A 12,922-nucleotide genomic window follows, 5' to 3' on the forward strand; every position below is an offset into this window, starting at 1 on the left:
TCTCCTTCTTGTAGATCTCCATCATCTCCTGCTGCTGCTTCATCTTTTCGTCAGGATAGCGCTCCTTGAGCAGCGCCAGCTGCGGCTGTACCGCCTTCATCTTGGCCATCGAGGCGTAGGACTTGCTGGCCAGCGGGAAGAAGATGATCTTGACCAGCACCGTCACCAGCAGGATGGCGACGCCGAAATTGCCGACGAGGTGGAAGAAGAAGTCGAGCGCCAGGAACATCGGCTTGGTGATGAAGTAGAACCAGCCCCAGTCGATCAAGAGATCGAAGTGGTTGAGGCCGAGCTGCTGGTTATAGCCGCCGAGACCGACGGCGAGCGGGAAGTTGATGCCGACGGTGGCGGCTTCCTTGGCGCCGGCGAACAGCCGGGCATTGGCCGTACCGGTGCCGCCGGCCGGAATGGTCTGCGCATCCTGCAAATAATCGGTCTGGTAGGTATGGACGGTGCCGACCAGATTCGAGGAGAAGCGCGCCTGCAGCTGCGCGGCGGGGTCTGGCAACAGCGCCGAGGCCCAGTACTTGTCGGTGATGCCGAACCAGCCATTGGTGATCTTGAAATTCACCGCCTTGGCTTCGTCGATTTTCTTGTAGCCATATTCCTGCAGGCCCTGGTCGCCGAGATAGCCGACCAGGCCTTCATGCAGGATGTAATAGCCTTCGACATGCGGGGTGCCGTGGCGCGAGATCAGCGCGAAAGGATACAGCGTCACCGGCGCACTGCCGGTATTGATGACGTCGTCCTTGATGGTGAAGAGGTAGCGATCATCGATCGCGATGCTGCGGCGGAAGGTCAGGCCTTCGCCATTGTCGAATTTCAGCGTCACCGGGGAAGTCGGCGTCAGCGCGCCGGTGCCTTCCTGGATCCACGGGGTGTTCTGGTCGGGAATCTTGGCGTTCGATCCAGCCGCGGCGACCCAGCCGAACTCCGCATAATAGGGAGCGGCGGTGCCCGACGGCGAGAACAGCACGGTGGCCGGCGAAGTCGGATCGACGGTGTCGCGGAACTTGGTCAACGCGATATCGTCGATGCGGGCGCCCTTCAGGGAAAGGCTGCCCACGACGCGCGAGGTTTCGATCCGGATACGCGGCGACGAGGCGATGGCAACGTCGCGGCTGACGAGCGGCGCGTTGGAGGCGCCCTGCAAGGCAGGAACGCTGCCGGCCGGGGTGGCCGCACCGCTCGGCGAGGTGCCGGGCTGCGCGGTGGGGTTCGCCAGCTGGCTCTGGATCTGCGCCTGCTGGCGCTGTTTTTCCATCGTCGGAATATTGAAAAAATACTGCCAGCCGAGCAGCACCAGGCCGGACAGAACGACGGCGAGGATGGTATTTCGATTGTCGGTCATCGTTCAGGTCTCGTCATTCAAATACGGGTGCGGCTTCGGGCCGGCTGCGTGCTTGTCGCAGGCTGGAACAGTCACGTCACGCTCGTTTTAGATGGCTGTGCTTTGGCGGATTGCCGGTCGAGGCGATGAAGCGCCGAGCGGAGATCTTCGAGCATGGTGGTGAAGTCGCGGTTCAGCGCGACACGACGGCCGACTAGCACATAATCGCTGTGGGGTCGCATGGATATGACATCGACGCGCTTCACCAGTTCGCGAAGCCGGCGTCGGATCCGGTTCCGCTCAGTGGCGGTTCCGTTCTTTTTGGTCACGGTGAAGCCGACCCGGATCGGGCCGTCATCATCTCGTCGCAGGCTCTGCAGTACGAAGGCAGGGCTGTTCATCCGCGGCCCATTGGCAACGGCGAGAAAATCCGCTCGCTGCCGCAACCGATCCATGATGAGATCTCGGGAAAGAGGCCCGATCAGGCGCTGAGGCGCTTGCGACCACGCGCACGGCGGGCTGCGAGAACCTTACGGCCGCCGACCGTCGCCAAGCGAGCGCGGAAGCCGTGGCGGCGCTTGCGCACCAATTTACTGGGTTGATAAGTCCGCTTCACGGGTCGTTCTCCGCTGACCGGGCAATGAGCCAAGGTATTTTGAGGTAAGTCCAAAAATGCTGGCTCAAGCGAGCCGTTTCCGGTCGCCAGTGAGCCGCCCCGATGCAAGACCGGGCCATCGCGGACAGTTGGCGGGCTTATACGGGAGCGTCCTGTTTTCGTCAATCTTGCCCTGTACAGTAATATGCAACCATCAAAATACCTGAAAACGCGGGACTATTCCGGTAGTAGCGGTGTTTTCAGGATGTTGTTGACGTTGCATGTATTGTCTCGCGGACAATGGCCGGGCTGCCGGCCTCCGCCGCGGAAGGGTGTTAAATAATCGGATCGAATCGCAGTTTGAACCGTAGCTCAAACAGGCGCATCGCCCCGTCGTCAGATCAGAGGCCCACATCGTGCCAATCGCGAGCGAAAAGCCCGCAGAATTAGCGTCGCGGTCGCGGCCCGTGCGCCGCCTTGGGCTGTCCGGCAAGCTGTTGCTGCTGACCATCCCGCTGGTTCTGATTGCCGAAGTGCTGATCTATGTGCCCTCGATCGCCAATTTCCGCCTCAACCGGCTGAACGACAAGCTCGCCGCAGCCAATACCGCCGCGTTGGTGCTGGACGCCGCGCCGCTCGGCCTGGTGCCGGAATCGCTGTCGCGGCAGATCCTGGGCAGCATCGGCGCCCGCGCCGTGGCCATCAAGATGGGGCAGCAGCGCCGCCTGCTGGCCAGTGCCGACCTGCCGCCGCAGATCGACCATGACGTCGATATGCGGTCCATCACGGTGTGGTCGGCGATCGTCGACACGTTCGAGATCATGCTGGAAACCGGCAACCAATCGATCCGGGTGATCGGGCCGGTGCCGGCGGGTGCCCAGAAGGGGGCACAGTTCATCGAAGTTGTGATCGACGAGCTGCCACTGCGGCAGGCGATGTACCGCTTCTCCAGCAATCTGCTGCTGGTGTCGCTGGGGATTGCGATTCTGACGGCTGGGCTGGTCTATCTGGCCCTGCATTACCTGTTCGTGCGGCCGATGCGGTATCTCACCGCCAATCTGGTCGCCTTCCACGAGAATCCGGAAAGCCTGTCCCGGATCATCATCCCGAGTCAGCGGGGCGACGAGATCGGCGTCGCCGAGCGCGAATTGTCGGACATGCAGCGCGACCTGGTCTCGATGCTGCACCAGAAGAGCCGGCTGGCGGCGCTCGGTCTCGCGGTATCCAAGATCAACCACGATTTGCGCAACCTGCTGGCCTCGTCGCAGCTGCTCTCGGACCAGCTTGCCAGCGTGCCGGATCCGCGTGTGCAGCGCTTCGCGCCCAAGCTGATGCGCTCGCTCGAACGCGCCATCGCGTTCTGCCAGTCGACGCTGTCCTACGGCCGCGCCCAGGAGGCCGCCCCCGACCGCAAGCGGGTTCTGGTGGAGCCGGTGTTCAACGAAGTCCGCGAATCCGCGGGTCTGGCGTCGGATGCGTCGATTTCCTGGATCAATGCCATCGAGCGCGGCCTGACCATCGACGCCGATCCCGATCAGCTGTTCCGGATCCTGCTCAACCTCGTGCGCAACGCCGCCCAGGCGCTGGAGGGCCAGCCGCCGAGCGATGGCGCCCCGCAGCAGATCCGCGTCACGGGCCGCCGTGAGGGGTCTGTGACCATCCTGGAAGTGTCCGATACCGGCCCCGGCGTGCCGCAGCGCGCCCGCGATCATTTGTTCGAGGCGTTTCAGGGCTCGGCGCGCCCCGGCGGCAGCGGGTTGGGGCTGGCGATCGCCGCCGAGCTGGTACGGGCCCATGACGGCGACATCCATCTGGTGGAAGGCACGCTCGGCGCCACCTTCCGCATCACCATGCCGGACCGCCCGGTCGAACTGCACAGCATCCGCAGTGAACGTGCCCGGGCCTGACGACCGGTCAAACCGGTCAGCGGGGGGGGGGGGCTGCGACCAGCGATTCGGTCGAGCCGGAATAATTTCGCTCCGGTTTTCGGTTGTCGCGTCGCGCCGGTGCGCCGTGTGGCGGTGCGATACCGCCTGAAACGGCGTGATTTGCGAATGACCACGAAACTGTCATGCGGCGCTTGCCAAGCCTGTCCGGACTCGGTAGCTATGGCGCGCTTTCGCAAACCACCGGTTTCGAAACATGAGGCATCGACGGGTTCAGGCCCCCGGTGCTCAAGGCACGCGCCCGTAGCTCAGCTGGATAGAGCACTAGACTACGAATCTAGGGGTCAGAGGTTCGAATCCTTTCGGGCGCGCCATTCACAATCGGGCCAAGAGCCACGGGCCCGATGGGTTACCACCCATGGATTGGGTAGCCCGCATCTAGTCCTTTAGCTGACTATGTCGAGTTATTTGGCTTGGGCGATGTGCCTCGCGCAGCTTGATGAGCGCCGCTAGGCGGACGGCTGAACTGCTGGCCCTGCCGCAGGCCAGCGAAATTCCGTTAATGCAGATAGCTCGCCAGATTGAGGCTCTGCACCTTGGCGATCGCCGCGTAGGATGCCGTCAGTTGCGCCTGGTAGGTCGACAGCGATGCCGTGACGGCGGCGACGTCGACGCCGGTGAGGTCGCTGCCCAGGGTCTGGGCGTAGGATTGATATTCGGTCTGTGAGGCGCTCGCCTTCTCGATCGACGCCTCGGCATTGGAAATCTTGCTCTGCACAACGCCGAGCGCGCTGACCGAGTTGGTAGTCAGGTCGAGCGCCTCGTTCAACGTGTCGGTAGTCAACGGCGAATTACTGGCCACCAGGTTCATCGCCCGCATGATCTGCTCGAACGCGGTGTTGTCGGCGGTCACCCCGTAGGACACTGTCTGGCTGTCGGAGACGCGCACCGAGGCCACCGCGCTGTCGCCCTGATAATAGCTGGCATCGGCGGTCGATGGCGACGTGGCGGCCGCATAGGTCGTGCTGGAAATATCGACCGGGGCCTGGTCGGTCCTGGCGCCGCTGAACAGATAGTTGCCGCTATATTGTGTGTTGAGCAGCGAGGCCATCTCGGTCAGCATGTCCCGCGCTGATTGTGTCACGCTTGCGGAATCGGTGCTCGCGGCATTGGTGGCCGCGGTAAGCAGGCTGCGGAATTGGGTCGTCAGGTCGGCGATCGAGTTGACGGCCGAATACATCACCTGCACCTTGCTGCCGGTTTGCGTCGCGGCGTCGATATAGGATTGCGCGCGCGTCACCGAGACCTGCAGGTTCAGCACCTGCTGGGTCGACGAGCCCAGCCCGCCAAAATCCGGCGAGACTACGCCGGAGGCCTCCTGCATCTGTTGGTCGGCCATCGTGCTCTGTGTCTTCAGGGCCGCGGCAATCATCTGCTGGCTGATCGCGAAGGTGGCGACGCGCATTCCCATGATCAGGCTTCCTAGGTGCTCTGGATGGCGGTCATCAGCGCGGTGAACATCGCATTGATCGATTGGATCAGCTGCGACGCGGCGGTGTACTGATTCTGCAGCGTACTGATGGTCGCGGTTTCCTCGTCGAGATTGACCCCGGATTGCGACGACATGGCGCTCGAGAAGGTCGATAGCGTGGTCTGCTTGGACGTCAGTGTTGTGGTGGCCGTCGTCGCCCTGGAGGCGACGTTGGAGATGAGGTCGGCGGCATAGTCGGCGAACGATCGGGTGCTGGCGCCGAGACCGCCGCTCGCGCTGAAGCTGGTATTGCCGGTGAGCGCGGAATACAGCGCGTCGATCACGGTGGTCGAGCCGGTGCTTAGCACCGAACTACCGGTGGTCAGCGTCGCCGAAGAATCCAGCGTACCAACCGGCAGCAGGCCGGAATTGCCCAGGATGTCGCTGCGCACCGCGATATTGGACGCGCCGGTGCCGGTGACGAGGTCGTTGAGGCCTAGATAGTCCGACAGGCCGACCGCGGGACTGCCGACCGCGCTGGTCATCTCGTTGATGGAGACGCCATTGCCGCTGTTCGAACTCGTAATGACCAGGTTGCCGCTGGAATTGATCGAGGCGCTCAGTCCGGAAATGCCGTTGATGGCAGTCACGAGGTCGCCGACGGTGGAGATGGTCGATAGGTCGATGTCGCCATAGGACACCAGCTTGCCCGACGCGTCCGCCGCGGCGATGCGCACCGTCCCGGTGGCGTTCAAAGAGGTTGTGGCGGTGACTGCGGTTGTGCCGGTCAGCGATGCCGGCGGCGGAACCGCGGTGCCGGCGTTGGACACCGCGTTGAGGCTCGACGCCAGCTGGGTGGCGAGCTGGTCGAGCTGGGTCTGTGCCGCCGGCAGCACCGTGTCGCGCAGGCTGACCAGCGCACCGATATTGCCCGAGCCGATCTGCGAGGTGACGTCGACGCCGTTGACGCTGATGCCGCTGAGTCCGGTGCTCGCAGTCGTGTCGTAGGTCGAAATCGCGGTGACCGATGAGGCTGCCGTGAAGCTGAGCGGATGCACGGAGCTATCGACCAGCGCCTGACCGGAGGCGGTAAAGATCTGCATGTCGCCCGATGAAGAGATGAAGTAGCTGACATTCATCTGCGAGGCGACGTCCTGAAGCGCATTGTTGCGCTGGTCTTCCAGATCGCCGGTGGGCTGACCGCTCGCCGCCGCCAGCTTGATCTGACCGTTCAGACTGGCAATGGCGTTCAACTGCGTGTTGACGTCATCCACCGCCGAGGCGATCGCGGTGTCGGCATTGCCGCGCAGGGTCTGGATGCCGCTCGACGTGTCGCGTAGTTGCGCGGCGACGTCATCCAGCGCACTAACCGCGTTGGCCTGCAGCGAGGCGCTACTGGCGGTGCTGGATAGCGATGACAGCGCGGTCTCGAGCGACGCCAGCGTATTGGCCAGCGAGGTGCCGGTGCTGTCGGTCCCGGTTGTGCTGCCATAGAGCGCCTGCAACTGGTCGAGATAGCCGCTGCTGGTGGTGGCGCTGCCGAGCTCCGACGTAGCCGCGACCAGCGACTTCAGCAGCAGCCTGTCGACATTGCTCGTGATGGCCGTGATGGTGGTGCCGGTGCCAACGCCGCCGCTGACCGTTGCCGCCTGCACCGCCGTCTTGACGGTGTAGCCGGTGGTGCTCGCATTGGCGATGTTGGCCGAGGCGACGCTGATCTGGACCTGGGTCGCCATCAGGCTGCTGACGGCAATGCTGCGTGCGACGTCGAGTGACACGGGGTGCCTCGCTGCTGCTGAAGGTCAGGCCCGAACGCCGCGGGCGTAGGAGGCGGCGTGGCCGTTGACGCGGCCACCGGCGCCATAGGGCGAATTGTCGGAGATCTGCTCGCGGATCGCCGACATCACCGCGTCGATGCGGCGCTGGCTGGCCTCGATGGCGGCGCGCAGCCGTGTCATATTCTCGTCCATCGCGATGCGCAGGCTGTCGATCTTCGCCAGCACCCGGTGCTGCAACAGCCGGTCCGGCGTCTGCAGCAAAAGGTTCTTCATCGAGACTTCCTTGACCCACATTTCGAACATGTTGGCCAATTCGAGCTTGCGCTGGGTGTGGCGCGACTGCGAGGCGGGCAGCCCCATGGCCAGCGCGATGTTCTCCTCGGTGACCACATCGATCAGCGCGTCGATCAGCTCGATCAGGTCCTCGATGCGGCGTCCGTTGGCGCTCGCAACCGCGTGGCGCGGAGATTTCTGGTTGATCATGTGCGTTACTCCGTTGGTTATTTGTGGCGCGGCTGCGAGGCGCCGCGTGCGAGGGATCCGGTGCGGGCATAGGCGTTGATGGCCGTGGTGCGGGTTCCGACTTCTTTCATCTGCTCGGTCAGCACGGCGCAACGCTGGTTCAGTTCGGCACGCAGCATCCGGATGTCGCATTCCAGCGACAGCACGTTGCGGCGGTCGCGTTGATGAGCGGTGGTGGCACTGGCGATCATGCGGCGCAGCCGGCCGAACAGTGCGTCATCCTGGCGGGTTTCGGACATTGTGGCCTATCTCATGCTCGAGATCAGGGTGTCGAACATCTTGTTGACGGCCGTGATCACCTGCGACGCAGCCGAATACGCCTGTTGTGCCGAAATCATGCTGCTGAACTCGGTATTGGTGTCGGTGGTACTGGCCTCGAGCTCGCCGCCGTAAATGGTGCCGGCGCCGTTGGTACCGGATGTCTGCAAAACGGCGGTGCCCGACGCTGCTGTGGCCTTGTAGAGGCCACCGCTATCGGCCGAGAGCTGATCCTCGGCGGTGAAGGTGGCTACCGGGACCTTGTAGATCGCGATGGTTTTGCCATTGGAGTAGGTGGCGTTGACGTTGCCATTGTCGCCGACAGCGATGCTGCTCAGCTTGCCGAAGGCCAGGCCGTCGGATTCAATACTGGTCAGGTCCACTGCGGGCGTGGTGGCACCCGAAGAATATTGCGTCAGCCCGTTGGTACCGCCGATGGTGCCGAGGTTCATGGTGATGGAGCTGTCGGTGGCGCCGTCGGTCCAGCCGGTGATGGCAACGGTGGCCGGGCTTGGGGTCGTACTTGCCAGAGAACCGTCGCTGTTGAAGGTGATGTCGATCGATCCCGATGCCGTTCCGGTGGTCGAGGTCGAATCCGATGCCAGCGTCGGATTGGCAAAACTGGCGCTCCAGCTGTTGGTGGCGGTCTTGGTCCAGGTCACCTGCATCGAGTTCGCGGTGCCTAGCGAATCGTACAGTGAGATCGAGCTGGTGAAGGTCGCGCCGGTCGCCGCATCAGCCGGCAGGTTCGCCGCTACGGTGGTCTTGGTAGTGGCGCTGCCGCTGGTCTGCGCGACGCTGGTGTCGATCGGCACCAGCGTGTCGCTCGAGGCATTGCCGACCACATTGCCTTCTGCGTCGGTGCGCCAGCCGAGCAGATAGGCGCCGCCGCTGCTGGTCAGATAGCCGCTGCTGTCGATCGAGAACGACCCGTTCCGGGTATATTCCGTGGATCCGCCGGTCAGCGACGTGGTCACGGGGAAAAATCCGTTGCCCTGGATGCCCATGTCGGTGGCGCTGGTGGTGGTGGTCAGCAATCCCTGCGTCGAGATGTTCGACGACGACAATGTGTTGACGCCACCGGATGCATACGTCGTAGCGCTTCCCGAACTCGACACCAGCGACTCGAACGACGCGGTGGTCGTCTTGTAACCGACGGTGGAGGAGTTCGCGATATTGTCGGAGATCATCGCGATGTTGGCGCTCTGCGCGCTCAATGCGGAAATCGCCGAGGATAGTGCCCCTGAAAGACTCATGACTAGACTCCAGATCGGTTCAGGATGTGACGCCGATGACGCTGCTGACATCGAGTGCAGTGGTGCCGATCAGCAGCTTCGCGGTGCCGCTGGAGCTGTCGATGCCCGTGACCTTGCCGGAGATCGTCGTGTAGCCGGAGATCGCGGTGCCGCTGGAATCGGCCGCGCTCACCGTCAGCGAATAGGTGCCGCCGTCGGCGAGTTGCGTTCCGTCAGTGGTCTTGCCATCCCACGTGAAACTATTGCTGCCGGCGGTGGTGGTGCCGCTGCCGGTCCACACCGCATTGCCCGACGAGTCGCTGACGGTCAGCGTCGTGCTGGCCGCGGCCGAATCCAGCGAGTAGCCGAACGCGATCGAGCCGCTCGTCAGCGTCGCCGAATCCGCCTTGGCCGTGACGGTCTGGCCGATGTAGTTCGAGGAGTTCAGCGTCAGCAGGCTGTTGAACGATGTCAGCAGTGCACTCAGATTGGTGTTCAGCGTCGACTGCTGGTCAAAATTGGCATATTGCGTCATCTGCGTGGTGAAGTCGGTGGTGCTGGTTGGATCGAGCGGATCCTGGTTCTGCATTTCGGTCACCAGGATGTTCAGAAAGTCGCCCGAGCTCAGAGAGGCACTCGCGGCTGCAGCGGCTGTCGTCGCAGCGGTCGACGTCGTCGCCGCTGTCGTGGTGATGCTGGTCATGGCGTGCTCCGGCGATTTCCGAAGCGCGTGGCGCTTCGGAACTGCTTCGTGAATGGTTGAGGTTTTGAATTCCGCTCCTTATTGAAACGGCCCTTCCGGGCGATTCAGGCGGATATTTTTCAGACGCGAAAACGGCGCCGTCGGGCCGCGTGACGAATCCGAATTGTGGCTGTGCCACAGTGTTTTTTGTGAATTGGTATCAGGAACGCAGGACCGCGCTTGCCCGGCAAAAATTGCCGCGGGTGAGCGTCAGCGAGGTGTGGATTTCGGTCCGGCGCGGTTGCGGGTTTCAACCCCCGTCCCGGATGCGGGGCAACGTTTCTTGCAATGCCGGAACGCGCCGAATGCCGCGATGCACGGCACGGTTCAACCGACTGGCTCAGAGGCTAGCGCGCGGTGACCGGCAGCGAATGCATCGCGTGTCGCATCATTGCGGCATCGTCGGGCGATGGCGTGCCAACCAGGCCGCCGCACAGGCATAGCGCGAGGATCAACGTCGAACCTTTCGGCGGTACCGCCGACGTGCCGTCGGGGCCGGCGTGCTCGTTGTTCGATGGCTCGGAGGTGGCTTGGCGGGCCTTTTGCATGATGCGGTCGAGCAGGCCGTCGGGCGCGCGGATAGGTTCGGCTCGAAGCACCTGGCGCAGCCGCCTGGATTCGGCCAGAGCGGCGCGGGCCTGGTCGGAGCCGCGCAACAGTAGGTTGGCGTCGTCCCGCCGCGGCGCCGGCCAGTTCGTCAGATCGTCGCCGAACCGGCCGAGCAGATCCTCAAACTCCGTGACATCCATCATCGAAAGCGTATCCGAACAGCCAAGGGCCCTGAATGAAAATGAATTCAAGCAAGCCCACAATACCGCGGGCGCCCTTACGGTCCTAGGACACGCTTTGACGATAGGCAACATGAGCCGGCCTTTTTCAACCGCGAAAAGCCGGATTACCCGTCACCGGTAACTGAGTCCGGCGGTTTTCCGGCGAACGTCAGTACGGCCGGATCATGGGCCTGTCATTGAGGTATCATCTGGCCTTGGCGGTCTGGGCCGCCACCGAATCCCACGCATCGCGCATCTCGGTCAGGCTGCCGATGACGCGGCGATAGGACTGCGCCGAATCCGGCCGGCCATATGATCGCAGGCAGGCCATGATGAGCGCGTGATAGGTGGTGTGCAGGCGCTCGGCCACCGCGCCGCCTCTGTCGAAATTCAGGTTGTGGCTGAGGCCGCGCAGGATCGCGGTGGCGCGGATCATGTGGCCGTGGCTGTCCTCATACTTCCTGTGCTCGTTCGCCGCGATCGACCGCTGCAGGAACATGATGGCGCCATCGATCATCATGATCACCGCGCGCAGCGGCGGCACGGCCGTTGACGTGCTACGATAGGCTTGTGCGGCGTGAAAATTCGATTGATGATTCATGGCTAGCTACTGCTTGAGTTGAGAAGGGCTGAGAGGTAGTCGAGCGTCGAATTGGCGGTCGAGATCGCGGTCTGGTATTTTGCATATTGCGCCGTAAGCATCGCCTTGTAGACCGCGGCACGGGCGGTGATGTCGCTGATCTGCTGTGTCATCGTGGTGTCCTGTGACTGCAGGTTGGTCACCATGTCCTGAAGCGAGCCTGTGCTGGTATTTGACGCGGTGGTGGCCAGCGCATTGATCTGGGCGGCAATGCCGATGGTGGAGCTGATGGTGATCGACTGCGCTGTCGATCCGCTATAGGTGAAGGCCATCCCGGCATAGACGGTGTTGGCGGCGCCGATGATGGTGTTGCCGCTGACCGTGAACAGCGAATCGTCGCCGCCCACCGAGGCTGATATAAGCGCGCCTGAACTGTCGACGGCGAGATCCAACGTGAACGATGCCGGCGGCGACGTGTTGGTATTGACGACGGCCAGCGCGCTGGACGACGTCGACGTCTTGGCCGCGAGTAGCGCGATGACGCCGCTGAGATTGTCGGTCAGCGTGGTCGCGAGGGTGCTGGTGTCCAGCTGAAGATCGTTGGTGTCGCTGAACGACAGCCCGAGATCGGTCATCGACAACCCACCGACGCTGGTATTCATCGACTGCTCAAGCTGGGTCATGATATTGCGTATGGCGCCGTCGCCAAATAGCACTGCGCCCGAGTCGACGGTGCCGTCGGACGACAGTGTCTGCTGCGACGTCACATAGTCGCGGACCGCGTTGTAGGCCGTGACGAAGGTCGATAGCGACGTCGATATCTGGCTGGTGTCGGGCTCGATGGAAATGTCCACCGTGGAGCCGGTGGGGGTGCTCTGCAGCAGACTGAAGGTAACGCCGCTCAGGACGTCGGTGATGTCATTGGTGTTGCGTGTCAGTGCGATGCCGTCGAGGGTGAAGATCGCGGGCTGCGCGGTCTGCAGCACGTCGGCGAAGGCGCCGGAGCTGTCGGTAAGGCCGAGACTGTTGAGGACGTCGGTGCCGGATGCCACGCTGGTCTCGATATCGGCATTATCATTGTTGGCGGCCAGGACCATCTCGTAGGAGGAACTCGACACCTGGATGATCGAAGCCTGCACGTTAGTCGAGGACGTCTGCGCATTAATGGTGTCGGCGACGTCCCGCAGCGACATGCCGCTGGTGATCGAGATATCCACGCTGGTACCACCAGCGAGGCCCAGGGAGAACGTGCCCGTATAGTCGAGATCGGCGGTCTGGTCGGCGACCGAGGTGCTGATCACCTTCTGCGCCGTGGCGATCTGGCTGACCGTCAGGGTATGATCGCCGGTAGCGGCGCCGTTGGTGATCGACATCGAGACCGCCGACGAGGCGCTGATATCGCCCGTCGAGGTGATGGTCGCCGAGCGCGCGCCGTAGGCGCTTGAGGACAGCGAATTAACGATCGATTTTGCCAGCGCTGTGGTGTCTGCGGTCAGCGTCGCCAGCAACGTCTGGAAGCTCTGATAAGCGGCGATCTTGGCTTCGTTGGCGGTGACGCTGGTCTGGATTGTCGTCGCCGAAGCAGTCTTGGTCGCGACCTGTGCCGCGATCAGCGCATCCCAGTCGACGCTGGTAGTAGTCTTGGTGCCTGACGTGGTGGTTGTGGTGGAAGCCGGTGTGGTGGAGGCCGTGCTACTAACCGTCGTCATGACAAGGTACCCGGTTTGGCAAGGGGAGAGCCGACCGCGGGCCGGC

The 12,922-nt window shown here is 63.1% G+C and carries 13 protein-coding genes and 1 tRNA gene; 2 read left to right on the top strand and 12 right to left on the bottom strand.

Going from position 1 to position 12,922, the window contains the following annotated elements:
• From yidC to rpmH, 3 genes are all read right to left on the bottom strand, one after another.
• Positions 1-1,351: membrane protein insertase YidC (gene yidC, locus Q0S16_RS12765; protein WP_295848747.1), on the bottom strand; the 1,351-nt coding region annotated here is incomplete at its 3' end.
• A 71-nt stretch (positions 1,352-1,422) separates the two neighbouring features.
• Positions 1,423-1,785 (bottom strand): ribonuclease P protein component, encoded by a 363-nt coding sequence (rnpA, locus tag Q0S16_RS12770; RefSeq protein ID WP_295848749.1) that lies wholly within the window; start codon positions 1,783-1,785, stop codon positions 1,423-1,425.
• Positions 1,786-1,811: 26 nt separating this feature from the next.
• Positions 1,812-1,946 carry a 50S ribosomal protein L34 gene (gene rpmH, locus Q0S16_RS12775; RefSeq protein WP_011471298.1) on the bottom strand — a complete coding sequence of 45 codons (135 nt, stop codon included), beginning with the start codon at positions 1,944-1,946 and terminating at the stop codon, positions 1,812-1,814.
• Between the two features lie 446 nt (positions 1,947-2,392).
• Between rpmH and Q0S16_RS12780 the strand changes: the two genes are divergently transcribed.
• Positions 2,393-3,832, top strand: coding sequence for a HAMP domain-containing sensor histidine kinase (locus Q0S16_RS12780; protein ID WP_295848753.1), 1,440 nt, complete (start codon positions 2,393-2,395; stop codon positions 3,830-3,832).
• A 276-nt stretch (positions 3,833-4,108) separates the two neighbouring features.
• Positions 4,109-4,185: transfer RNA gene (locus tag Q0S16_RS12785), tRNA-Arg, on the top strand.
• 185 nt (positions 4,186-4,370) lie between these two features.
• On the opposite strand, the gene Q0S16_RS12790 is transcribed toward Q0S16_RS12785, so the two are convergent.
• The 9 genes from Q0S16_RS12790 to fliD all read right to left on the bottom strand — a co-directional run bounded on the left by Q0S16_RS12790 (position 4,371) and on the right by fliD (position 12,876).
• Entirely contained in the window at positions 4,371-5,282 is a 912-nt protein-coding gene (locus Q0S16_RS12790) for a flagellin (protein WP_295848754.1), read from the bottom strand.
• A gap of 11 nt (positions 5,283-5,293) precedes the next feature.
• On the bottom strand, positions 5,294-7,060 hold the full coding sequence (flgK, locus tag Q0S16_RS12795; protein ID WP_295848756.1) for a flagellar hook-associated protein FlgK: 1,767 nt from the start codon (positions 7,058-7,060) through the stop codon (positions 5,294-5,296).
• Between the two features lie 24 nt (positions 7,061-7,084).
• Positions 7,085-7,543, bottom strand: coding sequence for a flagellar protein FlgN (locus tag Q0S16_RS12800; protein WP_295848758.1), 459 nt, complete (start codon positions 7,541-7,543; stop codon positions 7,085-7,087).
• Positions 7,544-7,560: 17 nt separating this feature from the next.
• Entirely contained in the window at positions 7,561-7,821 is a 261-nt protein-coding gene (locus Q0S16_RS12805) for a hypothetical protein (RefSeq protein ID WP_295848760.1), read from the bottom strand.
• 6 nt (positions 7,822-7,827) lie between these two features.
• Entirely contained in the window at positions 7,828-9,096 is a 1,269-nt protein-coding gene (flgE, locus tag Q0S16_RS12810; protein WP_295848763.1) for a flagellar hook protein FlgE, read from the bottom strand.
• 19 nt (positions 9,097-9,115) lie between these two features.
• A complete protein-coding gene (locus Q0S16_RS12815) occupies positions 9,116-9,778 on the bottom strand; it encodes a flagellar hook capping FlgD N-terminal domain-containing protein (protein WP_295848766.1) in 663 nt (220 codons plus the stop codon).
• A 386-nt stretch (positions 9,779-10,164) separates the two neighbouring features.
• Positions 10,165-10,569: a hypothetical protein gene (locus Q0S16_RS12820; protein ID WP_295848768.1), complete on the bottom strand. Its 405-nt coding sequence runs from the start codon at positions 10,567-10,569 to the stop codon at positions 10,165-10,167.
• A 223-nt stretch (positions 10,570-10,792) separates the two neighbouring features.
• Positions 10,793-11,188, bottom strand: coding sequence for a flagellar export chaperone FliS (locus tag Q0S16_RS12825; protein WP_295848770.1), 396 nt, complete (start codon positions 11,186-11,188; stop codon positions 10,793-10,795).
• A gap of 2 nt (positions 11,189-11,190) precedes the next feature.
• A complete protein-coding gene (gene fliD, locus Q0S16_RS12830) occupies positions 11,191-12,876 on the bottom strand; it encodes a flagellar filament capping protein FliD (protein ID WP_295848771.1) in 1,686 nt (561 codons plus the stop codon).
• Positions 12,877-12,922 lie beyond the last annotated feature (46 nt).

This window comes from Tardiphaga sp. (genome assembly GCF_025356345.1).
In the GTDB taxonomy this organism is placed as follows: domain Bacteria; phylum Pseudomonadota; class Alphaproteobacteria; order Rhizobiales; family Xanthobacteraceae; genus Tardiphaga.